This is a genomic window from Sphingobacterium athyrii (genome assembly GCF_003071065.1).
Taxonomy (GTDB): domain Bacteria; phylum Bacteroidota; class Bacteroidia; order Sphingobacteriales; family Sphingobacteriaceae; genus Sphingobacterium; species Sphingobacterium athyrii.
Map to the genome: position 1 here is coordinate 233,531 of NZ_QCXX01000006.1, position 25,009 is coordinate 258,539.

16 protein-coding genes and 1 tRNA gene are annotated in these 25,009 nt (G+C 40.8%); 10 read left to right on the plus strand and 7 right to left on the minus strand.

The genetic code is table 11. From position 1 onward, the window contains the following. Window positions 1-100 precede the first annotated feature (100 nt). The gene (locus DCO56_RS20870) at window positions 101-2,410 is read left to right on the plus strand and encodes a family 65 glycosyl hydrolase domain-containing protein (protein ID WP_108635679.1); all 2,310 of its coding nucleotides are present in this window, start codon (window positions 101-103) and stop codon (window positions 2,408-2,410) included. A 98-nt stretch (window positions 2,411-2,508) separates the two neighbouring features. Then, complete coding sequence (locus DCO56_RS20875; RefSeq protein WP_108635680.1) at window positions 2,509-3,834, plus strand: MFS transporter; 1,326 nt, start codon at window positions 2,509-2,511, stop codon at window positions 3,832-3,834. 171 nt (window positions 3,835-4,005) lie between these two features. Here DCO56_RS20875 and DCO56_RS20880 read toward each other — a convergent pair whose 3' ends face one another. Then, window positions 4,006-7,962, minus strand: coding sequence for a hybrid sensor histidine kinase/response regulator transcription factor (locus DCO56_RS20880; RefSeq protein WP_245935886.1), 3,957 nt, complete (start codon window positions 7,960-7,962; stop codon window positions 4,006-4,008). 436 nt (window positions 7,963-8,398) lie between these two features. Between DCO56_RS20880 and DCO56_RS20885 the strand changes: the two genes are divergently transcribed. The 3 genes from DCO56_RS20885 to DCO56_RS20895 all read left to right on the plus strand — a co-directional run bounded on the left by DCO56_RS20885 (window position 8,399) and on the right by DCO56_RS20895 (window position 15,445). Continuing rightward, entirely contained in the window at window positions 8,399-11,383 is a 2,985-nt protein-coding gene (locus tag DCO56_RS20885) for a SusC/RagA family TonB-linked outer membrane protein (RefSeq protein ID WP_108635681.1), read from the plus strand. A 41-nt stretch (window positions 11,384-11,424) separates the two neighbouring features. Continuing rightward, a complete protein-coding gene (locus DCO56_RS20890) occupies window positions 11,425-12,990 on the plus strand; it encodes a RagB/SusD family nutrient uptake outer membrane protein (RefSeq protein WP_108635682.1) in 1,566 nt (521 codons plus the stop codon). A gap of 583 nt (window positions 12,991-13,573) precedes the next feature. Beyond that, window positions 13,574-15,445 (plus strand): hypothetical protein, encoded by a 1,872-nt coding sequence (locus DCO56_RS20895; protein ID WP_146191106.1) that lies wholly within the window; start codon window positions 13,574-13,576, stop codon window positions 15,443-15,445. 95 nt (window positions 15,446-15,540) lie between these two features. Here DCO56_RS20895 and DCO56_RS20900 read toward each other — a convergent pair. Together DCO56_RS20900 and DCO56_RS20905 are read right to left on the minus strand one after the other, a co-directional pair. Then, window positions 15,541-15,614, minus strand: a tRNA-Pro gene (locus tag DCO56_RS20900). Between the two features lie 231 nt (window positions 15,615-15,845). Beyond that, window positions 15,846-16,409, minus strand: coding sequence for a porin family protein (locus DCO56_RS20905; RefSeq protein ID WP_241254800.1), 564 nt, complete (start codon window positions 16,407-16,409; stop codon window positions 15,846-15,848). Between the two features lie 332 nt (window positions 16,410-16,741). Here DCO56_RS20905 and DCO56_RS20910 point away from each other — a divergent pair, with 332 nt between their 5' ends. From DCO56_RS20910 to DCO56_RS20920, 3 genes are read left to right on the plus strand one after another with little or no spacing between them, the layout of a single operon-like run. Then, on the plus strand, window positions 16,742-17,275 hold the full coding sequence (locus tag DCO56_RS20910; RefSeq protein WP_108635685.1) for an RNA polymerase sigma-70 factor: 534 nt from the start codon (window positions 16,742-16,744) through the stop codon (window positions 17,273-17,275). Next, window positions 17,272-18,387, plus strand: coding sequence for a FecR family protein (locus DCO56_RS20915; RefSeq protein WP_108635686.1), 1,116 nt, complete (start codon window positions 17,272-17,274; stop codon window positions 18,385-18,387). The genes DCO56_RS20910 and DCO56_RS20915 overlap by 4 nt, the downstream gene beginning before the upstream one ends. Before the next feature lie 47 nt (window positions 18,388-18,434). After that, window positions 18,435-20,129 (plus strand): peptidase associated/transthyretin-like domain-containing protein, encoded by a 1,695-nt coding sequence (locus tag DCO56_RS20920; protein ID WP_108635687.1) that lies wholly within the window; start codon window positions 18,435-18,437, stop codon window positions 20,127-20,129. 166 nt (window positions 20,130-20,295) lie between these two features. On the opposite strand, the gene DCO56_RS20925 is transcribed toward DCO56_RS20920, so the two are convergent. The 4 genes from DCO56_RS20925 to DCO56_RS20940 form a co-directional block, all read right to left on the minus strand. Next, on the minus strand, window positions 20,296-20,748 hold the full coding sequence (locus DCO56_RS20925) for a KTSC domain-containing protein (protein ID WP_108635688.1): 453 nt from the start codon (window positions 20,746-20,748) through the stop codon (window positions 20,296-20,298). Window positions 20,749-20,802: 54 nt separating this feature from the next. Beyond that, the gene (locus tag DCO56_RS20930; RefSeq protein WP_108635689.1) at window positions 20,803-21,024 is read right to left on the minus strand and encodes a VF530 family protein; all 222 of its coding nucleotides are present in this window, start codon (window positions 21,022-21,024) and stop codon (window positions 20,803-20,805) included. Window positions 21,025-21,110: 86 nt separating this feature from the next. After that, the gene (locus DCO56_RS20935; protein ID WP_108635690.1) at window positions 21,111-21,629 is read right to left on the minus strand and encodes an NADPH-dependent FMN reductase; all 519 of its coding nucleotides are present in this window, start codon (window positions 21,627-21,629) and stop codon (window positions 21,111-21,113) included. A 107-nt stretch (window positions 21,630-21,736) separates the two neighbouring features. Then, a complete protein-coding gene (locus tag DCO56_RS20940; protein WP_108635691.1) occupies window positions 21,737-22,885 on the minus strand; it encodes a hypothetical protein in 1,149 nt (382 codons plus the stop codon). A 107-nt stretch (window positions 22,886-22,992) separates the two neighbouring features. Between DCO56_RS20940 and DCO56_RS20945 the strand changes: the two genes are divergently transcribed. Together DCO56_RS20945 and DCO56_RS20950 are read left to right on the plus strand one after the other, a co-directional pair. Then, window positions 22,993-23,550: an RNA polymerase sigma factor gene (locus tag DCO56_RS20945; protein WP_104385537.1), complete on the plus strand. Its 558-nt coding sequence runs from the start codon at window positions 22,993-22,995 to the stop codon at window positions 23,548-23,550. Between the two features lie 183 nt (window positions 23,551-23,733). Next, a complete protein-coding gene (locus tag DCO56_RS20950; RefSeq protein ID WP_108635692.1) occupies window positions 23,734-24,837 on the plus strand; it encodes a FecR family protein in 1,104 nt (367 codons plus the stop codon). Window positions 24,838-25,009 lie beyond the last annotated feature (172 nt).

Here is a 25,009-nt window from a genome sequence, read left to right on the forward strand (position 1 = left end):
GTAGCAATTTAGGTGATGATACGGCGCTATAAATGACATTGGTAAACAAAACAATAATTATTTATAGCGGCTGTCATCGGCCGTTGAAAAAATTAAATCAATGAAAACATATATCAAACATCACCCTTGGCAAATTATTGAGGATACATTTCGTCCGGAGCATAACGAATTTTCGGAAAGTATCTTTGCAATTGGTAATGGTCGGATGGGGCAAAGGGCTAATTTTGAAGAAGACTTTAGCGGGAAATCCTTGCAGGGATCATATTTGGCTGGTATCTATTATCCCGACAAAACACGCGTGGGCTGGTGGAAAAACGGGTATCCTGAATATTTTGCCAAGGTCATCAATTCCGTGGATTGGATTGGCCTGCATATCCTTGTCAATGGTCAGGTACTTGATCTGGCTAAAGCAAAGGTCACAGCTTTTGAACGCCGCTTAGATATGCAGCAGGGTATGCTATACCGCAGTTTCGTTGTTGAAATGCCAGATGGTGCGCAGATTAAGGTTGAGGCAAGTCGAATGTATCATCTGTTTGCTTCCGAAACGGCTTCCTTGCAATACAGGATAGCGGCACTTTCGGACGACATAACACTAACGGTCACTTCGCGATTAAATGCCGAAGTAACCAACCGTGATAGCAACTACGACGAAAAATTCTGGGAAAGTGTAGGCCAAGGTAGGGATGGGGATGGTATTTTTGTGGCTGCGCGGACCAAGAAAACGGGTTTTGAGGTATATGCTATGCTCGAGACTAGCATAAAGACTGCGACAGCAACATACGGCGTACAGGATACGATCATAAGTTCAGGTTGTATGGCTGAGGTCTATAGCGTGAATCTGGCTAAATCACAGACTTGTAGTATTGAAAAACGTGTCGCCATTGTTACATCGCAGAATCATGCGGTAGCTCAGCTAAAAGAAGTTGCTCATGAGCATTTACGAGCGTTTAGAGGGCTTGACTTTGATCAGTTAAAGGAAAAGCAGGCAGCAGCATGGCAAACGGTCTGGGCAGAAAGTGATATTGAAATTAGTGGTGATGTCGCCGCACAGCAAGCGATACGGTATAATATTTTCCAACTCAATCAAACCTATACCGGAGAAGATGAGCGGCTCAATATCGGTCCGAAAGGGTTTACGGGTGAGAAATATGGCGGTGTCACCTATTGGGATACTGAAGCGTACTGTATCCCTTTTTACCTCGCTACACAATCACCAAAAATAGCACGCAATCTATTGATTTACCGCCATCAACAATTGGATAAGGCCATTGAAAATGCCGCCAAGCTGGGATTTGACAAAGGAGCAGCGCTCTATCCCATGGTTACGATCAACGGGGAGGAATGCCATAACGAATGGGAGATCACCTTTGAGGAAATCCATCGCAATGGGGCCATCGCATTTGCCATCTACAATTATGTCCGTTATACAGGCGATGAAGACTATATTTGGTCACATGGTTTGGAAGTGTTGGTGGCGATTAGCCGATTCTGGGCACAGCGTGTCAACTGGAGCGCCGAACGTGGGCAATATGTCATGTTGGGCGTAACGGGACCGAATGAATATGAAAACAATGTGAACAACAACTGGTATACCAACCGCATTGCCTCCTGGTGTCTGGAGTATACGCTCGAATGTTTGAAAAAGCTGGCGCAGCCGAAGTCTGACAACCTTAGTGCATTGAAAGCTAAGCTGGCAATTGGAGCTGAAGAACAACAAAAATGGCAGCATATCATTGATAATATGTATTATCCTTTTGATGCGCAACGCGATGTGTATTTACAGCAAGATGGTTTTCTGGACAAAGAGCTGATTCCTGTGGCGCAACTCGATTCATCACAACGCCCCATTAATCAGCATTGGAGCTGGGATAGGATTCTGCGTTCCTGTTATATCAAACAGGCTGACGTATTGCAGGGTTTTTATTTCCTCGAGGATCAATTCGACCGAGATACACTAAGCAGGCATTATGAATTCTATGAACCACTGACAGTACATGAAAGCTCACTTTCTCCTTGTGTACATGCGATATTGGCGGCTAAACTCAATAAAGCGGAAAAAGCGTACGAGTTTTATCTGCGGACTTCGCGTTTGGATCTGGACGATTATAACAACGATACCGAAGATGGCTTACATATTACGTCCATGGCCGGTACGTGGATGACGATCGTGGAAGGTTTTGCGGGAATGCGGATCAAGGCTGGAAAACTTTACCTCAATCCCATGTTGCCGAAAGAATGGGAAGGGTATAAATTCCGTGTATTATTTCGTGGATCTACCTTGTTGATCGCGGTACATGCCGATGGTTATACGATCGAAAATATCAGTGGTACAGCGGCTCATATCCAAACAGCAACCGAAACTTTCATACTCAGTGGACTGAGCAAAAAACAGGTGCCGCAGGTTAGATAAACCCTTGTTTTCAGCAGCAGAAATGGATTCTTTTGCTGCTGGAAATCGGGATTAAATGATAATTAATTGTATTTTGTCTTAAATTTTGATAGCCTATTATGGGAAATAAACCTGAATTAAGCATTAGCCAGGTCGTCAATATGAGTTTTGGGTTTCTGGGGATACAAATGGGTTTTGCTTTGCAAAATGGCAATGCCTCCCGTATTCTACAGACTTTTGGTGCCGATGTGGAACACCTTTCGCTATTTTGGCTTGCGGCTCCGATTACGGGGATGATTGTACAGCCAATTATAGGGCATTATAGCGATCGAACCTGGAATAGATTGGGCCGTCGTCGACCCTATATTTTGGTGGGGGCGCTGTTGACCACTTTGACTTTATTTTTAATGCCCAATGCGGCTTTGTTTACAACATTACTGGCGCCACTTTGGATAGGAGCAGGCTTACTGATGTTTATGGATGCGTCCATTAATGTAACGATGGAGCCCTTTAGGGCCTTGATCGGCGATAATCTCCCCAGCAGTCAGCGGAGTCTGGGTTTTTCGGTACAGACTTTTTTAATTGGTATTGGAGCTGTTTTGGGATCACTGCTTCCGTTTATATTGACGAAGTATTTTCATGTAGCGGGAACTTCCGAAGTTGGGCAGGTACCCAGTAATGTCATCTACTCCTTTTATTTGGGCGGTTTCGTACTACTGCTGACGGTGTTGTGGTCTGTGCTCAAAACGAAGGAGTATTCGCCGGGTGAACTCCAGAAATTTTCGGATACTATTGCAGCTGAACAGGAAGCAGCACCAAAATTTGGCTTGCGATCCATTGTTAGCGACATCGGTAAAATGCCAATGATTATGCGTAAGTTGGGTTGGGTGCAGTTTTTCTCCTGGTTTGCCCTCTTTATGATGTGGGTATACACAACTCCGGCGATTGCAGATTCGGTTTTTTACTTGCGCGAAGGCAATCGGCAGGATCTCTATATGGAGGCTGCCAACTGGGTAGGTGTGCTCTTCGGTATTTATAATGGGGTTTCGGCAATATATGCCTTGTTTATTCCGCAGATAGCCAAACGCTTCGGGCGTGGAAAAACGCATGCCCTCGGCCTTTCCATTGGCGGACTCTCTTTAATTTCATTGTTCCTGATCAAAGATGCTAATCTCCTGATCCTTCCCATGATCGGTATTGGTATCGCTTGGGGGAGTATTCTGGCGATGCCGTATGCAATTTTGAGCGATCATTTGCCAGCGGGTAAAATGGGGGTTTATATGGGACTTTTCAATTTCTTTATTACCCTGCCTCAGATCGTGTGTGGTTTTTTCGGTGGCATGATCATCAAATATTTTTTTCATAGCCAATCGATTTATGGATTATTGTTGGCCGGTGTATTTATGTTGCTTGCGGCATTTTTCGTTCCAAAAAGTAAACACTAAGGTCATTATCGTAGACGTATTGGATCTAGCCTACGTCTACGATTTTTTTCTCACTTCGCTCGAGTCCCTCAATTGGATTTTATTCGCTTCCTGAATCTATCCTGACATTCTTTCGTTATCTTGGGCAGTTTTCTACGCCATCGGGATATTCATCTTAAAAACGAGTATCCATCACTTGCTGTTTTCAAGAATATAGCTGCTCGGTGACATGCCGTAATGCTTATGAAAGTCCCTTGAAAAATTGGATTGCACGGTATAACCGACCATAGTGGACACCTGGGTAATGTTATATTCTTTTTTGGTGAGCAGTTCTGCCGCCTTTTTTAATCGTGAAATATTGATCAATTCATTGGGCGTTAGGTCAGAGAGCCCTTTGATTTTGCGGTAGAGGGTTGGACGGCTCATATGCATCAATTTGGCCAGTTCATCGACATTGAGGTCTATCGTTGAAATATTTTCGTAGATAACCGAATTGAGCTGGCTGATAAAGTCTTTGTCCGGTGCAGATACATTGATATCCATTAAATTGGAACTTGAAGAATTGGTGAAGTAATTCTTGATAATTTTGCGGTTCTTGAGGATATTGCGTATTTGTACCATCAGGAATTCAAGCGAAAAAGGTTTTTCAATATAGGCATCGGCACCATTTTTTAAACCTTGGATTTTTGAATCCAGTGCATTTTTTGCCGTCAGGAAAATCACGGGAATATGACTATACAGAATGTCCGTTTTGATGCGTTTGCATAAGGCGAGCCCATCCATAATAGGCATCATAATATCTGTCAGTACGAGTTGAACATTCTCTTGATCTAATATTTCGAGCGCCTCGGCACCATTGCTGGCCCGTAGTATCGTATAGCTGGTTTTTAATTCTTTATTGAGGTAAGCCAGTATTTCTTTATTATCCTCGACGAGCAGAATCACTGGTTTTTCTTCCTCCTGTTCATCCAATTTATCATTCAACAGGTTATCATCGCTATCTTCCTGAAAAGATTTGATATCCAGCGATTGCTCCTGAAAAATTGGCAGAGAAAGAAGGAATATATTGCGGTTTTCCTCCAGATGTACAAGGGATAAGGTTCCTCGGTGCAATTCGACCAAAGAGCGGGATAGAGGAAGACCAATGCCAGTTCCCGTATCTTTATCGGATTCGTTTAACCGATAAAATGGTTCAAATATTTTTTCTCTTTTCTCAAAGGGAATGGGCTCACCGTCATTCTTAAACTCAATATTGAACATAATATCATCGCTATTAAAAGGAAGGAGTTTGACATGGACTTCTTCATCCGCATATTTGATTGCGTTGTGAATAAGGTTAGTAAAAATTTTTCGCAAAGCTTCTTCATCCACATAAGCAGTGAGGCTAATGCGTGGAAGGCTGAGGTCATAGTGCAGTTGTTTATCTTTCGCCAGATAATTTAGATCGTGGAATACTTCGGATAGCAAGGCGTTGATATCCGTTTTCGTAAAAATAAGACTCATATTGTTGGTTTCTGCTTTTCTAAAATCCAGTAATTGGTTGGTCAGGCGAATTAATCGCGCTGTATTTTTTTCAATCAGTGCGAGATCTTTAACCGTGTCGCGGTCGGTGAATTTTTGATTATTTATTATTTTCTCCAGGGGCATTTTGATCAACGTGAGTGGTGTACGGATTTCGTGGGCCAGGTTGGTAAAGAACTCCAGCTTGAGATTATAGATTTCCTGTTCTTTTTTTCGTTCATAACTATCCATCTTTTGCGTATTGTTGGCCTTTAATAGCAAAAAATAATAGCGCAATACGAGCAGGGCAATCGTACCGAAGCTCATAAAATAAAGTAAATAGGCCCAGCCTGACAACCACCAGGGGGGTGAAACGATGATAAGCAGTTTTTTTTCGGCCGGATTCCAGACACTGTTATTATTTGCGCCCCTGAACTTAAACGTATAAGTGCCCGGTGGGAGTTTATTGTAATAGATCTTTTGATTGCCAGTAATATCGGTCCAGTCTTTGTCATAGCCTTCCATGATATAACGATAGGGATTGCTTTTTGGGGACACAAAGCTCAAGGCTGCAATATTGAAACTGATATTGGAGTTATCGTAGGTGAGGTGGATCTCCTTTGATAGGGAGATGGACTGCTTCAGTATGCCCTTTTCACGAACAGGTATGCTCACATTGTTGATCTGAATACCGCTGATGAATATAGGCGGAATAAAACTATTCTTAATGGATTTTGTGGGGTTGAAGCTGACCATTCCTTTGATGGTGCCAAAATATAAGGTTCCGTCGCTATCTTTAAAAGCTGAATTATAATTAAACTGATCTGCGGGAAGCCCGTCCCTTGATGTATAGATGACCCTCCGGGGAACACCCTCATCCAGTCTGACCAATCCACCACCGGTTGATATCCATATACTCTTATTGTCGTCTTCCAGGACTTTGAATACTTGGTTTGACGGTAAGCCCGATTCGGTTAGATAGTTGGTGAAATGTCCATCACGTCGGTATTTTGAAAGCCCACTTTCAGTACAAAACCAGATGTTTTTTTTGCTGTCTTCAAATAAGCCATTCACGTAGTTATTGACGAGCGTATTTTGTTTGCCTTGCTCGGACAGTAAATGCTGTATCTGTCCCGAGCTGCGGTTATATTGATAGACCCCGCTACCATAGGTATTGACCCAAAGTATGCCATATTCATCTTCATAAATACCCTGGATCCAAGCCGTAATGGGAAGGAGATCAAAACTGTCGCTCTTTTTGTTGTAGACGTATAATGCGCGGTCTGTCCCTACAAACATACTGTTGTCTTTGGACTTATAGATGCAGACGGCAAAGCTACTTTGTAAAGAACCCTTACCGATGCGGTCATAGTGTTTTTTTAATTTTCCGGTCTTTACGTCAAGTATATCAAGGCCATGCGTTGTGGAACCCACCCAGAGATCATCGCCGATCGTGGCCAAGCCATGAACATTATTATGTGCAATACTTCCCTTTTTTCCATTGGCAACAAAATGTTGGATTTGCTGCGTCTGAGCATCTATTTTGTTCAGGCCTCCATCTTCTGTGCCTATCCAAAAATTTCCATATTTATCTTTGTTAATGTCGTGTACGATATTTCCCGATAAGGCTGATTTCCCAAATCCGGATAAGTATTTTTTGAAATTGTCGAATTGGTTGCTGTATTGATTAAAGCCGCCAAAAAATGTTCCGAACCAGATGTTGTCTTCGCGGTCCCGATAGAAATTCAAAACAGCGTTGTCCGATATGGCGAATGGATTGAGCAGATCTTTTTTGATATGTTGGCTTCGACCTGTGTGAATATCATACGTATATATTCCGGTCTCTGTTCCGATCCAGTAGACCGACTCTGTTTGTTGAATAATGCAATTCGCCTGAATGACTTTGTTGGGGTAATGGCTGGCGAATAGATTTTTTAGCGTTCCGTTTTTAAAATCAAATAAATAAGCTGAATTGATGGTGCCTACCATCAGCAGCGAGTCGTTAATGGCATAGACGGTCTTGGTATTGGACAGTGCTTTCCGATCTGTTTTTTTGAGCGCTATTTGAACAAATTTGCCCGTGTTGACTTGATACCGTTCGATCGTACTGTTATTGTCTGTTGTCCACAGGCCGCCTTTTTTGCTGCTGGTAATGGCCACCAAGGTGTTTTTGTTTTGGTCGAATGAGACGATCTCTGTCGTGTAAGGATTATATCGATAGAGTTTTCCATTGGAAAGCAACCAGATAAAACCGGCGTATTCATGTATCGCATTTACTTCACCTATCGGTATACCCTTAAATGGTCTGAAATTTTCTTTAACGGGATCGTAACAATAGGTCCCCCATGTCGTTCCGACCCATAGGATACCTTGGCTGTCGGTAAGGATGCTTAATATGGATGAACTCCCGATACTTGTGGAATCCGAAGCGCTGTGCCGAAACACCTTAAATTGATTGCCGTCAAAACGATTAAGGCCATTCCTTGTCCCTAACCATAGAAAGCCCTGTACATCCTGAGTAATACACTTAACAGAACTATTGGAGAGACCATCGTGGGTTTGATAATTTTTGAAATAGAGCGATTGAGCCCGTAAGTTAGTCCATACGAGTAGCAGGTATAGGATAGGTATAAAGGTTATTCCGCGCAAAATTTATAATATCTATATAAAAATAGTCAATTAAAAGATAAAAAAGAGTTTTGTTGATACGCTTTGATATAAAATTGAGACGCTGTGATTGGAATTACAGTAGGGATTTGGCGATTTTTATAGTACAATAAATAACCAAAGATAAACGTATGCCTTGCCCTAAAATTATGACAGCAAATTGCTGTATTCTTATTTTTCAGCGCGTTACTTGTTCATCTCTTGCCCTGATGCGAGCATCAGCGGGGAGTTTGTTTTTTACGACAGTTTTCAGGTCTCAGAATAGGTATTTGTATGCAGACTCAACGACAGTCGCACGAAGGTGTCCGTAGATCTCAGTCTATATTTTGTACTGTAAACATTGAAATCACTTCACACTATTTGAGCGAGAGATCGCCCAGAAATAATGAATCAATTAAACCAATCAATTTAAACGCGTATGAAAAACAAACTACTTGCGCAATGTTTCATGATACCGACTTTAATGCTTGTTACTTTTGTAGCAGCAGCCCAGACTCGGATCTTGAAAGGAAAGGTCGTGGATGAGACCCAAAGTCCATTGACGGGCGCCACGATCAAAGTAAAGGGAACGAACACGGCAACAACGACGGATCCTGAAGGATCCTTTTTGTTGAATATTTCAAATGATGCCAAATTCCTTGAAGTATCGTATATCGGTTACGCACTGAAAGAAGTCCCCATTGCCGGAAATGACATGACGATTGCTCTTGAACCCAGTACAGATCAGGGGCTCGAAGAGGTTGTTGTCATTGGTTATGGTACCGCGAGAAAAAAGGATCTGACCGGCTCTATGGTGACCATCGGAGCAAAGAATTTCAATAAAGGCATTATGACAAGTCCCGATCAATTGATCCAGGGAAAGACACCTGGCGTAATGGTTATTAACAACACTGGGCAACCCGGCGGATCGACAACCGTACGGATCCGTGGTAATTCGTCTATTCGTGCAAGCAATAATCCGCTATTTGTTCTGGATGGCGTGCCAATGTCAGGTAATTCGCCGTTGCCGGAAGGCAGAGGCGGGTTCTCTTCGGATAGAGGTAATCCATTAACCTATTTGAATCCGGGTGATATTGCGAGCATGGATATTCTAAAAGATGCATCCGCTACAGCTATCTATGGTTCACGTGGAGCAAATGGGGTTGTCATCATTACTACAAAAAAGGGAAAAGTAGGCTCTCCAGAAGTTTCTGTTGGTGCATCGGGAGGTGTATCTTCCATGCGTGAATATCCAGATGTACTGAATGCGGCAAGATTTAGAGAAGCATTGAAATACTACACACCATCTGATGCTACTAATGCCGATTTTGGAGGCAATGAGGATGCGTTTAAGGCGATCACACAAAAAGCAATCACACAAAATTATTATGCTGACGTGGCCGGAGGAACCGAGCATGGGAAATATCGCCTATCTGGTGGTTATCTAAATCAGAACGGTATTATTCGGGGTTCACAATTGAAAAAATATACGGCTAATTTTACAGGCAACTTCCGTTTCTTGGAGAACAAGCGATTGGGACTTGATTTTGCGGTATTCTTGACTCAAATGGATAATAAATATGCACCGATCAATGCAATGGTTGGTTCGGAAGGTAATGTTATTTCGCAAGCTTTGCAGTGGAACCCGACCAGACCTTTACGTGATGAACAAGGTAATCTGACTTTTGTTAGTACAACGACACGTAATCCATTGACAAGTATTGAAGCATTCAAAGATATAGCGACCACCAATACCATGGTGATAAACTTGGCACCCTATTATAAAATTACCGATGACCTGGAATACCGATTCATCTATAGTGCGATGCGTCAGACAGGTAATCGTCAGGGAATGTATCGCGCGGGACTGATCGATCCGTCCACAAATAAAGATGAGCAAGCTTTTATTTCCAATAATGGCGAAACCAATTTGCAGATGACGCATATGCTCTCTTACAACAAACAAATTAACGAAGATTGGAGCGTGAATGCAGTCGCTGGTTATGAGTACCTAGATTACAAATTCAATAATAATATTATGTTCGGTCGAGGTTTTAGTTACATGGGACTAGATTATTTCGATTACATGCAATATTCCACGGCGGCATTAAGAGAGGTAGCTTCTTACAGAAGCCCGACCAACCAATTACAATCGCTATTTTTACGTGGGGGTTTTAACTATTTGAATCGTTATTTATTGACAGCAACAGTCAGACGGGATGGATCGACCAAATTTGGTTCCAATAACAAATATGCAGTATTTCCATCTCTTGCAGTCGCATGGAATGTCGCTGAAGAACAATTCTTAAAATCCAGCGGCATTTTTGATCAATTAAAAGTAAGATTGGGCTGGGGAAAAACAGGTAATCAAGAATTCCCTTCCGGAGCTTCACAGGACCGCTTGGTTTTTGGAAACCAAAGCATTAGTCAGGCAAACTATGGTAATCCGGATTTGAAATGGGAAACCTCCACCACCATAAATGCGGGTATCGATTTTGGTATCCTGGGCAACCGCCTCTATGGCTCGATCGATTACTTTAATAAGAAGACCACGGATGCGCTATTTGAGCAAACTTTAGCACAGCCAGCACCCGCAGGTAGGATTTGGGTGAATCTAGGCGGTGAGATCGTTAATAAAGGGGTAGAAGTAGCTTTGACGGGTACAATCGTTAAAAATGACAATTGGAATTGGGATTTAACCGGAAATGCGACATTTCTAAAAAATAGCGTCAGTGGCCTGATTGGTTATTATCAGACCGGAGCACTTAGAGGACAAGGCTTTTCGGGGGTATTGGGACAACGGATGGTAAATGATCAGCCGTTGAATGTTTGGTATTTAGCCGATTATCAAGGGATTGATCCACAGACAGGCATGAGTATGTACCGTGGTTTAGATGGTAGTATTTCCTCTAAAAATGATCCGGCGATGAACAAGTTTTATATGAACAGCCCGAATCCAACAACTTTACTAGGTATTTCGACAAATGTAAGCTATAAACAGTTCTCTTTGGCGGCTAATATGAATGGTGCTTTTGGTCACTATTTATTCAATAATACGGCTGCGACCACATTGGGGTTAAGTAATTTATCATCGCGAAATATTGGTTCGGCCTTCTTTGATACCTCAGTAAAAGAATCCACATCCAATTCAGCATCAGCTTCTACCCGGTATCTTGAAAAAGGTGATTATCTAAAGATGGCTAACCTCACATTGAGTTATAAAGTGGGAAATGTTGGGAAAACACTTAAAGATCTGAGTGTTTCACTGACCGGACAGAATTTGTTTATCATTACCAAATATACGGGATTTGATCCTGAAGTAAATACGGATGGTGCAACAAATGGAATTCCGTCACTAGGTATAGAGTATTTGCCTTATCCGCCGGCTCGAAATATTCTATTGGGAGTCAATTTCTCATTATAAGCACATAGATAAGTTATTGGGCTACATTAAAAAAAAGAAAGATGAAATTAAAGACTTTATTATATATAACAATTGCAGGTTCTATTGTGACAAGCACATTCTCCTGCACAAAGCTGAAAGAAGAATTTAATGGAGAACTGGGCGAAGGCAATACCAACGTCGAAGCAGGGGGCCTACTTGTTACAGCTTATACCTCTTTAAACACACCTTATCAGCAAGATCAGCGCTGGGTAATGCAGGAGATATCAACGGATGCTGCAATAGCGCCTACGCGTGGGGGCGACTGGGATGACAATGGGATGCACAGGGCAATTCACCTCCATACATGGAATGCTGATAACGGCTATATGAATGATACTTACGTGAGCTTGGGAACAGCAATTTACAATGCCAGCAATGTTTTGCGCTATAAGCCCAGTGCCCAGCAAGCTGCTGAAGCGAAATTTATCCGTGCGTTGGCAATGTTTGATATTTTGGATCTATATGGTGTGGTGCCTATCCGTGAAGGAGAAGCGATGGATGATTTTAGAATAGCGCCCGAGGTTTTACAGCCGCAGGCGGCCATAGATTATATCATCAAAGATCTAAATGAAATCATGGCAAGCCTGCCTAATAAAGGGCCCGCCTTTATTGCGAATAAAAATGCTGCAAGAACTTTGTTGATGAAAATCTACCTGAATAAGGGAGCGTTTTTGAATAGACAGACACCTACTTTTGCAGCGGAAGATATGAACAAGGTAATTGCGCTTTCAAAAGAAATCAGAACAAGCGGCTCATACAGTGTGTCGCCCGCAGGTAAGTACTTTGATAACTTTGCGCCGGACAATGACCTGAAATCAACGGAGAATATTTTTACGCTGTTTAATAAAAATGGAGAAAGAGGTGGTAATGTTGATCGTACGTGGAATACTATTGCCCACTATAATATGAGGCCCGGAGGCTGGAATGGCTGGTGTACGTTGTCAGATTATTATAATAAGTTTGCGGCGTCTGATGAAAGAAGAGGGATATATTATGACTATCCTTCGGATACCACAGAAAATAGAACCCAGTCTTATCATCGTCAAAACGTAGGTTTTTTTGCGGGACAGCAATATGACTGGAAAACAAATGAACCTTTGAAGGCCAGAAATCCTGGAACTGCACCGCTGGTTTTTACTCCAGAAGTAACCATTCGGACGTCGGGAGCTACCTTAGAAACAGCAGGTATAAGACCTATGAAATATGCATTTGATTATGCTGTTACTGGCCAACGCAATAATGACTGGGTGGTTTACCGCTATTCTGACGTGTTGTTAATGGAAGCCGAAGCCATGCTCAGAGGGGGAACCGGAGGTGCGTCAGAAGCGCTCAACTTGGTTAATAGTATCCGCACAAATCGAGGTGTTGCAGCGTTTACAGCCCTAACTTTGGACAATCTATTGGATGAACGCGCACGGGAACTGTATTGGGAGGGCTGGCGAAGACAGGATTTGATCCGATTTGGTAAATTTTTGCAGGCTTGGCAAGAAAAAGAAGCTGATCCGGATCCAAAAACGCTTGTCTATGCATTACCTAGTCAACAGATAGCAGTTAACCCCAACCTGAAGCAAAATCCAGGTTATTAATAAAGAATAGCTCAGGTGCTGGCAAAAAAGTAGCTTGAACGATTTTGTATCGAAGGTATTTAGATTGTAGGAATTTCCCCCTATAATCTAAATACCTTTTTTCTTTAGATAGACAGATGAATGGCTCACCATGGTGTGGTTCGGGATTCCGTCGTGCTATAGTTAGGACTCCTTCGGGCCATAGTCGCCCCTGATTCTCCATGAGAACGCCATGAATCCGTACTGAGTCCGTGATGAGTCCGAGTTAAACACGGACTCATGGTTTAAGCAAGAGGGTCTTATCCCGCATATACCTGCACTATGGGGCGAAGAAGGGGTATCGCAGGCCCGAAGCAGACTCGAATCAATGCCGAAAGGCTGTATTACATGGACTATGTTTATATGAGCCATTTATAAAACAGGTATGTGTTTTATTGTAACAGCGTATTGGCCAGCGTTGATCCGGCACATTTATTTCGAGCAAGACCAGCGTATGTTTTAATTCTTTTTGTCGTTGATTGCTATAAAAGCAGGGAGATTTCGCCGTATTTTATATTCAATAAAAAAGGTGTAAATTGAATTAATTATACAAGAGATGAAATAAATGGTAAGAATGATCTTTAGGCAGCTCTATTTGGTATTGTTGATCATGGCATTTTGCCAATGCCATGGCAATAGCAATACGGTAGCAAATCGTGAAAAACTTATGTCAAGAGTGGATACGTTGGAAAAAGTGGAATCTGTTACGGGGCAGTTCAAGTCGAATAATCAGGTTATTCAATTAAGTGATGCAATGGAAAAATTACTTTTCGTGCTCAATAAAGGTGACATCTATCTTCCTGAAAGCGGTTTTTTCTTACACTTGAGTCAGGTAGACGCCAAACGGCTGGGGACAGCATATATTTTATTGATTCCCCTTTTTCCCGATAGAGAAAACTTATTTTTCACCTATGACCAGGATTTTACGTTTGAGATAGTCCCTATGCCAGGCATGGAAAATTGTTATTATACAAAGAATGTTACGTTTTTCAATGCACATAATAAAGACAAGATATCGTCAGAAAACGACCGTTATCCAGCTACTATTTTTAATCAGCCTACATTAAAAGATACTATCGAATGGTCGATTTTTTCTGATTATCGCGACCTGCGCCATGTACCACAGTGGATAGATCATTTAGACAATAATCAGCAGGTTATCGTTCACTATGTAGGCTGCGCTGAAACAACTAATGGAGGGTATGCCATACATGATTACAGACCTACTACAGTGGCTGACCTTGCGAGAAAAAGGTTGAATGATGTCAGTAATCAGATGGAATCTTTGGGCGTACCGGGGGCCGAGGCTTCGCAGCATGAATGGAAAACCTGGTTAGATAAGGTAATCAGTCTTAATCCTAAAGATCAGTTCTCAAAAGGGGGGGCAAAAGTATGGACGAAGACCTTTCAGGAGAACACCAATGGGCTATTTGCCTTAGATGAAACAAAGGGCAAGATCATCCGCTTGCACCCACAGCCGGATTACCTGAATTTTAAGGATCAGCAGCTGTTGTCTATCAATCCTGCGGACAATAGTATACAGGTCGGTAAAATTGCTTCTTTACAACAACCAAATGCAGCGGAATTTGTTGATTTTAGGGTTGAAAATGGAACGCTATTCAGCATCAATAAGCTATTTCAATGGGGGCAATATAGCGCGGAACCAAGCAATGAAAAGACCACATTTTATAAAGAACGGGCTTCCAAAAAGTTGTTGCCAATGGTACGGGATATGATTATTGATCATACTTATATGACTCCGGAGCATAGTTATATCCTTTATCATAAGGACCGGACCGTAAATTATGAAATATTATGTATCAATAGTAGGACAGGGACAATAATAGCGCAAAAAACAGTAGACAGGTTGTTGGCTGAAGCACATATTGCCAAAGGAACAATCGAGTATCTACCCTTCGCAACAATGAATAACACTTCCCCGGACTTTCCGTTGCTGTTTAAATTAAATGAGGTCATCTATCACCTATCGCTCAATGCTAAATTGATACCTGTTGAAACAGTGAAGCTGCCCGCTAATTTACCATGGCACCCCAGTTATCTGTCTGCTGATAAACGGTCGTTTTATTTTGATAAAACCGATAATGAACTATTGTTTTATCCTATCGGTCAAAAAGAGTCCATACCATCGATCAAACTACAGGACCATCTTTTTGATCGGTATATCATGCTTCCAGATGGGGATAATTTTCGTTTCTTTTATGAATATGGAGACACTTTCACGCATGGCATAAAGACGGTTTTAATCAATGGTTCTACATTTAGGCAAGAGGGAGAAGCTGAGCTTGTTTATTCTTATGTGCCATTGGAAACGGAATCCAGTGACAATACGCCCAATAATTTAAGAGCTTTTAAAATCGGAAAGAAATGGATAGTTACTTTTATGTTGGAACAGAAACTGATTGTGGCCGAAATTTGATTTACAATAGGATCCGTTTGAATCTAGGGTTGAATCCCAGGCTATAAAAAGAAAGACCACTTCATGCTTAAAATGAAGTGGTCTTTCTTTTTCTGTCGGGATGGCCGGATTTGAACCGACGACCTCCAGCACCCCATGCTGGCGCGATACCGGGCTACGCTACATCCCGAAATATTCCAATACGAATGTGCAGGATAATCCTAAACTCGTTTTTTAAGAATAGTTTTTTGGTAGCGCTAAAATAATAATTATTGACAAAAAATAAAATCTAATTGAAAAAAAATGGGATGTCCGACTTTTTGACATCCCATTTTTTTAAGCTTTATTCGTATTCCCCCTGCATGCTCTTTCCAAATATTCAATCGTCGGGGGAGGCATTTTTTTGTTTAATGAGCATTGTCTAAAACTTATAGCCGACCATAATGCCAACAGTTTTGTTCTTAGCGTCTAAAGTTTTGTCCACACTCGTAAATCCATGACTGTAATAAGCGTCTACGGTAAAGCGACTGACATCTATTCCAATTCCGGCTCTGCCGTCAAGAGAGAATTTCTTATAATCTGTAGCCGCACTGGATTTGACGGTTTTTAGATCATAGTTTAATTGTGGTCCTAATAAACCGCGAAGGCTGAAATCACCGTTTTCTAAAAATTTATAGCCAACTTGCAGGGGAAGATTGACCTGGTAAAATTTAGGTGTCTTCTGATTATTTTCAAAAGTATATTCCTTTCGCAATAAACTGGCGCCAATGCCGGGTTGAAAGAAGATGCGATCCCCGACACGTGCAAATGCAGCGACAGAAACGCCTACTTTGCCATTATTGTCTTTAACAGATTTGTTTCCAAATGATGACATGTGATAGTTGCTTCCTACCTGTATACCATAGGTCACTTCCTGTGCTTGTGCCGTACCTGTTATTCCTAAGACTGTCAATGCCAATAAGGCCGCTTTGAAGGTTGTTTTCATGTTTGATATTATTTTTCGTTATCTATTTTCTAATGCACTTTTATCTTATGACAACGGAAAATCAGTATACCCTTAGAAAAAAAACATTTTTCTATTTTTAGATAATTAACTTTAGCACCGATCTGGGATAGAGGGGGCATCTTCGCAATTTAAAAGGTGACAGGACAAATTGGCCAAAGGCCCTTAATTTAGTCGGCATGACAATCATATATAGGATTGTGCAATAGACCGTTATTTTATGTAAAAAAAAATAAAAAAATAATAAGGGTAATAACTACTTCTGTTGTCTTAGTAATAAAGTAGATTGTTTAATCAATATGGTAGAGTAACCAATGTCGGAAAATAAAGAAAAGAATTTCGAGCGGCTTTTTCGAGCGCATTACAAGGAATTGCATCGTTATGCTTTTAGATATCTAGGGGATAGTGATGGGGCCGAAGAGGTCGTACAGCAAGTATTTCTACGATTATGGGAGAAAGATTGGGAAGAGCAGATCCATACTTCGCTGAAAGCATACCTATACCGTGCTATCTATAATGAAAGCATGAATGTCCTTAAGAAGGAACAGCGGAAGTTTAAATATCAGTCTTATGAACAGCATAGGCAGGAGTTGGAGCCGGCTGTAGATGAGAGCAGCAAGGATCTGGATGATAAATTAAGGGTCGCCTTGGCCGAACTGCCCGAAAAAAGCAGGACTGTATTCGAATTGAGCCGTTTTCAGGAAATGAAATACAAGGATATTGCAACAACATTGGATCTGTCCATAAAAACAGTAGAAGGGCACATGAGTAAGGCTTTGCGTCACTTACGCGTCGAACTTATGGATTATTTGACATTGATTATTTTCTATCTTATCTATATGTTATGAATAAGGAATTACTGGAAAGATATATCGTTGGGGAAACCAATGAAGTAGAGAATAATTTAGTACAGCGCTGGTTGGAGGAAGATCCCGACAACAGAGCAGAATACCTAAAAGTGAAAAATGTATTTCTATCTTATCTATACGCTATGAATAAGGAATTACTAGAAAGACATATGGTCGGGGAAACGAATGAAGCTGAGCGTATGATCGTAGAGGAATGGTTGGAAAAAGATGCTAATAATAGGGAGGCATATTTGCAAATGAAAAAGTTATGGGATAGCTTGCCTAAACCCCTGGAGGTTCCAGAAGTGGATGTGGATAAGGCTTGGATGGATTTTAAAATTGTTAGGGACAGAAGAGCATTGGAATCGACTGAAACCCCCAAAAGAAAAACAAAAGTGATCCAATGGAACTGGTGGGCCGCGGCGAGCATTTTGTTGGTCTGCATGGTGGGATTCTATGTGTTTGATCGTTCACAGCGGAAGGAAATGCACCTTGCGAGCCAAGAAGCCGTACGTCAGGATGCATTGCCTGACGGATCTATAGTCACGCTCAATAAGAATACTGAACTGGCCTATTCCAGCACATGGAGTAATAAAAACAGAAATGTGGAATTAAAAAAAGGAGAGGTGTTTTTTCGGGTGCAAAAAGATAAAAAACATCCTTTTGTGATCGCGACAGGCAATACGCATATAACAGTGCTGGGCACAAGTTTTAATGTGCGTCGCATTCCCAATGCAACGGAGGTCATTGTCGCCACGGGATTGGTCAAAGTGGCCTATGCAGATAAAGAGATTTTCCTACGGCCCGATCAGATGCTTACGATTAGAGATACAGATACCATGAAAGTTGAAAAGAAGCCTGTTCAGGATAAATTCTATAAATATTATGTAGACCGTGAGTTTAATTTTGAAAATACACCTTTAAAAAGGGTTACTGAGGTGCTTAGTCAAGCATACGACTATAAAGTTATGATCGATGATCCTGCTCTTGAAAAAATACCATATACTGCCGAATTTAAACAAAATAGCTTGGCAGAAATACTTAAGGTAATGGCAAAAAGCCTCGACTTAAAGGTCGAAGTGCGGGATAAAGAAATTCACTTAACAAGATAATCAAAAGCGATAACATGTTTTCGAAACAAAATTGTACAGATAGCAGCATGATACTATTTTTTATAAAGCGAATCAGGTTTTATATCCTCTTCTCTCTGTTATGCTCCTTTCATTGGGGGCTAGCACAGCAAAAGCTCGCTGCGGAAATTCAAATGCCCGCTTTCTCAAAAACTACGGTCGGCGAAGTCTTTCAGCTACTAAAAGAGCGGCAGGATGTGCTCTTTTCCTTTAATGGAAATATATTACAGATGGATAGTGTCATCTATCCCAGGGCATATAGGGGAAATTTATACGATTATCTCGACGGGATTTTGGGTAAAGAATATAGCTTTAAGGAATTAGGCAAACATATTATCGTTCAATATACGCCGCAACGGATGTCGGTTGATTTTGAAGTACAGACCCCGAGGAAAGATAAGGTTGTGATCACGGGGTATATCAAAAATATCCGAACCAATAACCCGATTTCCAATGCCAGTATTTTTGACAGAAGCGCGTTGCTATCTACGTTGACAGATAAGAATGGTTATTTTGAATTGGATGTCAAGAAAAAAAGTAATCTGATCGCCGTTAATGTGAGCAAGGAGATGTTTCGGGATACAAGTGTAATGGTTATTTTCCCTATTGAAGCACAAATAGGTGACAAAAAGAAACGTGAGTATGGTTATTTTGAAGGCTATGAGGAAGATCATGGCCTTTATCGCTCATTTTTTGGAAGGGTCTTTTTGTCTCCTGCCCAACAGATACAGAGCATGAATCTCGGTGGTATGTTTTTGTATAGTCCTTATCAAATATCTATGACACCCGGATTAAGCTCACATGGTTTTATTCGGTCACAGATTGTCAATAAGTTTTCATTAAATATCATCGGCGGTGCAACCGCCGGGGTGAGTGGTGTTGAGCTCGGCGGAGTATTCAATATCAACCAATATAATATGCAAGGGTTCCAGGTGGCCGGGGTATTTAATACTGTCGGCGGTAATGTAGGTGGAGTACAGTTAGCGGGGGTAGGTAATCGGGTTTTTGGAACCGTTAAAGGTGTCCAGATTGGCGGGGTATTGAATAAGGTTGATACGGTAAGGGGCGTACAGATCGCTGGTGTTGCTAATACCGCAAAGGAAGCTGCCAGAACAACCCAATTAGCGGGTGTATTAAACAATAGCAGCGGAAATGTGGGCATCCAAATAGCGGGGATTGCAAATAAGGCAAAAAAAGTAAAGGGATTTCAACTGGCCGGAATTGTTAATATTGCTGATAGTAGTGATTACCCGATCGGTCTATTAAATCTAATCAAAAACGGAGAAAAAAGCCTTTCGTTGGCAATAGACGAGAATCGGTACCTTGGACTGCAGTTTCGTTCCGGAGGCAGGGTGCTTTATAGTGTGTTATCTGTCGGTGCAGCTCTTGTTGATGATGGACCTTCTAAATATGCTTTTGAAGTAGGTCTGGGGGCAGTTCTGCTGAACACTTCTAAGTTTGCGCTTCGCACGGAAATTACGACACGTAATCATCTGACTGATAAATTTAAATTGTTGGATAATCACCAGTCTTCTTTCCGTATTATACCAGCCTATAAATTAACTGAAACCCTGTCCATTTTTGTAGCACCAAGTTTCAACTATGCTGAACGGGATGAAGACACTATTTCTGGGACCGGCACCCGTTGGAAAACTTGGGGAAGAGACCGCACCAGAAATACGTTCTACGGTGGCGGTATCGCCGGGCTAATGTTAAAATTATAATTTAATTAAAACTATTTTGGGTACACAAGTGTTATACAAATAGCTTTTAAACATTTAACATTTTACATAAGCGCCCTTGTTGTATCAACAAAGGGCGCTTATGCTTTAACGGATATATCGTCTATATACGAGTATGTATAGTGACCGTTTGAAATTTATGTTTTAACTAGACAACAACCGTGGCTGTTTTCAGTACATTCCGGTATGGGTAAGAATGAAAAACATGTCTACGTGCAAATCGTCCTAAAGAATCAGCATTGACAAATTTTACATAATCATTTCGTTGGACGCCAAAGTATTCATATTGACTGCCATCCTGGAAGGTAATTGTCAATATTTGGGCCTTCCAGTCGATATCCTGAATAACCGAATTCGTAATAGTTTCTGTATAGATCGGTAATTGTTGTTCAATAGTTTCCGGGCAGATACTGACCAAAAAATGATAAGCTTCAATCATTTCTACACTCTTTTCTTCAGCAGCCAAACGACCTTCTTCGTCATTGACAAATTTATCCGGATGACATTCTTTCATAATCGTCCGATAGGTGGATTTGAGCGTTTTGAGATCCGCTGATTTATCCACATTTAACAACTTTCGGTAGTCGGCAATTTTTTTCATGGCGGCAAAGATATGCTTAATAATCAGATTATTTGTATTATCAGGGAAATAAGATTATTTTTTACCCAGGGTTTTGACATAGAGTTGTTCAACCTTCTCACGCGCCCAAGGTGTTTTCCGTAGAAAAGTTAATGAGGATTTTATGCTCGGATTTTCATTGAAACATCGGATGGCTATCCTTTGCCCGAGTTCTTCCCACCCATAATAGTCGACCAGATACTCAATGATGGTATCTAATCGTTTTCCATGTAATGGATTATTGACTTGTTCTTGCATGTTGTAAAGTTAGCAATCTTTGTATATTTTAAATGACTTTTTATTGCATTTCCATAGCAAGTAGATGGATTCAACAATATTTTTTATTAGAATTTCTTGAGCTGTTCGGCAAGTTTATCAAGCTGTTGCTCAAGTTTTTCGTCCCAAATATTTCCCGTCGCGTCGAGTTTGCCTTTTATTCCCTGGACAAGCAGGTTTCTCTCGGGGTCAAGCTGTGCTCCAAGTCCCTGCATGATGCGTTGCAATTCGGCGTGGCCCGTCTCTCCTTGCGCTGACGCGGTAATAATGCTGACAGGCTTGTCGGTAAAAATAGTCGTCGCAGCGCACCACTCAAGCAGGTTTTTTAACCCACTGGGAATGCTGAAAATGTACTCTGGACTGCTGATCAATACCAGATCTGCATCCTGAATAACCTGACGTAAGGCAATGATTTCTATTGGTGGACGGGACGTGCTTTCCTCAGGATCGAAATGAGGCAGCTCTTTTAGACGGTCAAAGACAATCAGCTTCACCTCTGGATTTACCTTATGTTGAAGATGCCCTATGAGCTGGTGATTGGACGAATGTTCACTTGCACTACCTATTATCGCGAAAATGGTTTTCATTGAATATATTTACTTGTTGGACGCTAAGGCCCTGATTGTTTAATGTATAATTTTCAATACTGGAGCTCAGTTGTGCCCTATAAGATTTTGAAACCGCTAATTTACGATTATAGATCCACACGATTGACATAGTTTTTAGCCTGAATGTAATTTTTTCGTTCCAGAAAAAATAGCAATACGGTAGGATATAGCGTGAAAAGATGACTACTATCGAAACTGTTTTCATGTCCATTTAATAGAACCTCACAAATTATCATCACTAAAACTAACAGAAATAGGTTGAGTATGATAATGACCCTTAAGTCCCTTTTTCTTGAAAATTGATATTGGATGAAACTGGGATAATCTATCGTCATAAAGGCAAGCTGGCTGAGTAGAAAGGTTACTGTGCCAATAAGAAAAAAGATACCCTGATTGGTATAAGATTGCATGATTAACGATTCTAATCCGATAAAATCTTTCCGGAAATAGAAAAAGGATACCGTTCCAAGTATAATGAAAAGAAATAGTCTGTACCCTTTTTTTTCGAGCTGGATCAGGTTGGTCAGTTTATTTAATGTATCAAATAATTTGCAGATGATCGCTGTAATAACGAGGCAAACAATACTGTTGATTTGAAAGGTGCCAAAAAGTCCAATAATATTGTCATCGTGGTCTGTCTGCAAATAAGCTTTTCGGATCAGAAGAAAAAGACAGTAAATAAGATTATAAATCGTCGCATAGAAAGAGATACGCTGTAACAATAAAAGCTTTCGGTCTTTCTTATGGCGTTCATCTGGAATTTCCGTCATTTCGACAGCAGAAATATTGGAAGGGGCGACTAGATTGGGTTGTCGTGAACCTTGATCTTGGTCTGTTTTATTTATGGACTGTGAAGACGTTGTTTGGAAATTGGAAAGAGCTGCTGGTTGTTCAGCGTCTTTCGGATTCAGCGAAACCACACTGTTTTCGTCAATTTTGGGATCAACAATTTCGGTATCTATGATCTCTTCTTTTTCGGAACGAAATTTTTGCGGTGTAAAATAGATGATAGTCTTACGGAGCAAAAAGATAATGATAGCGATCCATGCCAAAGCAAAGACCGTCAAAAATACCCATTTTATCATTAATAAACGGATACATAAGTAAAGTATTGGTGTGATTAAATAAGCTAAAATACCTTTTGGACGCATCTTCCGACGGTCTTTAAGCCACTTCAACACATAGAAGTTCAATACAATACAGATAAATAAGGTAATTATAATCTCAGACCACATACAGATAACTATACCTAAAGATAAAAACTTTTTCCTTTTACGGATTAAGTTTATACTTTTGGAAATAAGGACTTATATTAGCTTTAATACGGATTATATGCTTTGTTATGAGAAATAAAATGGGGTACCGCCTGTTGTGGGAGCGTATTCGTACGGGTGACGAGGCAGCATTTTTTGATCTGTATGCGGCACTCTATCAGGAGCTTGTTAATTTTGGAATCCGCACCTGTGGTGACAGCGACCTGGCAAGTGAAGCAACTGATCAGGTTTTTGTCAAGATCTGGGAAACAAGGGCACAGCTTGAACGCGTTGAAAACGTACAGTCCTATCTTATTACCTTTCTAAAAAGACGTATTCTTCGTCTGATCGAAAAGCAGCATAAAATTAATACGGCACTTCAAAACGTCAAAGCAGAGGATGAATGGATCGAGATGCCTTACGAAGAGTTTGTGATCAAAGTACAAACCAATGAGATTATTCAGATCCGTTTAAAAGAAGCATTGGAGAAGCTGTCTTTTCGCCAGAAACAATTGGTCAATCTGAAGTTTTTTGAAGGCTATTCTTATGAGAAGATCTCAGAAATCACGCAGATGTCTGTCAAAACCGCTTACAATACGCTTTATGATGCATTGAAAATCTTGCGGGAGGAACTAAAGGATATTTAATACGATCGCCTACGGGGGTTGACAGATGTAAAGCATTAAAGGATTGTCGGATTGAATTTTGCTGGTTTTAGGGTAGTTTTTCTGAAAAATAAAATGCTTATAATGAGGTTATTATAAAATATTTCATTTTTTTCTTAGGAAAAAAACTGCTTTCAGGGCACTATAGGTTAAATACCCATTAGAATGAGCCAAAAAGATTATAAACAGTTAGAGGATTTTTTGATTGACGATACTTTTCAGAAGTATTGCTCCGGAGAGGATAAAAACTGTATCCTTTACTGGCAACAATACAGCTTAAATCATCCCGAGCAGGCTGAAATGATCTTAAAAGCAAAACGTCTTTACCAAATATTGGTCGGAAACCGAAAATCCGTCCATGAGCAGTTGGAAAGATTGAAAACTGATCTTCAAAATGCTCCGGTTGAATCTTCACCTATCCGTCGAATAGCATGGCAAAGATGGGCTGCTATTGCTGCGGTATTCGTCGCTTTAATGGCGGGCGGAATATGGTATTATACAGTTCTGACACAACATATTGTCCCCCAGGAGCTTACCGATATTGGTCAGGTTTACCAGACAAAGAAGGGTGAGAAAAAGACTTTTGAGTTAATTGACGGTAGTACTGTCACTTTAAACTCTGCGAGTAAATTGGAGGTGTCTTCGGATTTTAACCATGAATTGCGCCTCGTGAAATTAGTTGGTGAAGGCTATTTTCAGGTCGCGAAGAATAAAGAAAAACCATTTATGGTGCAGGCTTCTGATTTTGATATCAAAGTTTTGGGAACAACCTTCAATGTGAAAAGTTATCCCGAAGAGCCAACAGCCGAAGCCGTATTGGTAGAAGGATCTATTGAGATGAAAAGCAAAGGGCAGCGCGAGAATTCCGTTGTCATTAAGCCAAATCAAAAAATTACAATATTCAAAAATCAGGCTGCGCTTTTAGTTAATTCATCTCAGGGAAATAAACCAACCCTAAGTAAATTGCCCATTAAGGAAATTGCCATCGAAAATATCCCCGTAGTGGAGTCAGATGCCACCGAAATACCTGATATCGCCTGGAAGGAAAATAGATTAGAAATTGTGGACCAAGATTTCGAAACTTTACGGCGCACGCTGGAGCGTTGGTATGACGTGGATATTCAGCTTCAAAGTGACCAGTTAAAGCAATATCGCTTCACGGCAACCTTTAGCAAAGAAAACATTACTCAGGTACTGAGTGCTTTACAAAAAGTCGAACCTTTTAAATTTGAAATATATGGGAAAAAAATAACTATCTCAGAAAAATAAAAAGGATGGTGGACCAACACCATCCTTCATTGAAAAAATGATTAACCAAAAGCAGCAACATTGGGGCGTGCTGCTTAATATTAATTTTAACCAACACTAAAATATGATTAAAAATTGCTTATTGCAAATGCGCAATGGATATATTGTGCATTTTAGATTCATTATCCGGATG

What these genes read in the sequence shown, in the direction of transcription:
- DCO56_RS20870 (WP_108635679.1), top strand. Translation starts at nt 101, where the DNA reads ATGAAAACATATATCAAACATCACCCTTGGCAAATTATTGAGGATACA.
- DCO56_RS20875 (WP_108635680.1), top strand. Translation starts at nt 2,509, where the DNA reads ATGGGAAATAAACCTGAATTAAGCATTAGCCAGGTCGTCAATATGAGT.
- DCO56_RS20885 (WP_108635681.1), top strand. Translation starts at nt 8,399, where the DNA reads ATGAAAAACAAACTACTTGCGCAATGTTTCATGATACCGACTTTAATG.
- DCO56_RS20890 (WP_108635682.1), top strand. Translation starts at nt 11,425, where the DNA reads ATGAAATTAAAGACTTTATTATATATAACAATTGCAGGTTCTATTGTG.
- DCO56_RS20895 (WP_146191106.1), top strand. Translation starts at nt 13,574, where the DNA reads ATGGTAAGAATGATCTTTAGGCAGCTCTATTTGGTATTGTTGATCATG.
- DCO56_RS20905 (WP_241254800.1), bottom strand. Translation starts at nt 16,409, where the DNA reads ATGAAAACAACCTTCAAAGCGGCCTTATTGGCATTGACAGTCTTAGGA.
- DCO56_RS20910 (WP_108635685.1), top strand. Translation starts at nt 16,742, where the DNA reads ATGTCGGAAAATAAAGAAAAGAATTTCGAGCGGCTTTTTCGAGCGCAT.
- DCO56_RS20915 (WP_108635686.1), top strand. Translation starts at nt 17,272, where the DNA reads ATGAATAAGGAATTACTGGAAAGATATATCGTTGGGGAAACCAATGAA.
- DCO56_RS20920 (WP_108635687.1), top strand. Translation starts at nt 18,435, where the DNA reads ATGATACTATTTTTTATAAAGCGAATCAGGTTTTATATCCTCTTCTCT.
- DCO56_RS20925 (WP_108635688.1), bottom strand. Translation starts at nt 20,748, where the DNA reads ATGAAAAAAATTGCCGACTACCGAAAGTTGTTAAATGTGGATAAATCA.
- DCO56_RS20930 (WP_108635689.1), bottom strand. Translation starts at nt 21,024, where the DNA reads ATGCAAGAACAAGTCAATAATCCATTACATGGAAAACGATTAGATACC.
- DCO56_RS20935 (WP_108635690.1), bottom strand. Translation starts at nt 21,629, where the DNA reads ATGAAAACCATTTTCGCGATAATAGGTAGTGCAAGTGAACATTCGTCC.
- DCO56_RS20940 (WP_108635691.1), bottom strand. Translation starts at nt 22,885, where the DNA reads ATGTGGTCTGAGATTATAATTACCTTATTTATCTGTATTGTATTGAAC.
- DCO56_RS20945 (WP_104385537.1), top strand. Translation starts at nt 22,993, where the DNA reads ATGAGAAATAAAATGGGGTACCGCCTGTTGTGGGAGCGTATTCGTACG.
- DCO56_RS20950 (WP_108635692.1), top strand. Translation starts at nt 23,734, where the DNA reads ATGAGCCAAAAAGATTATAAACAGTTAGAGGATTTTTTGATTGACGAT.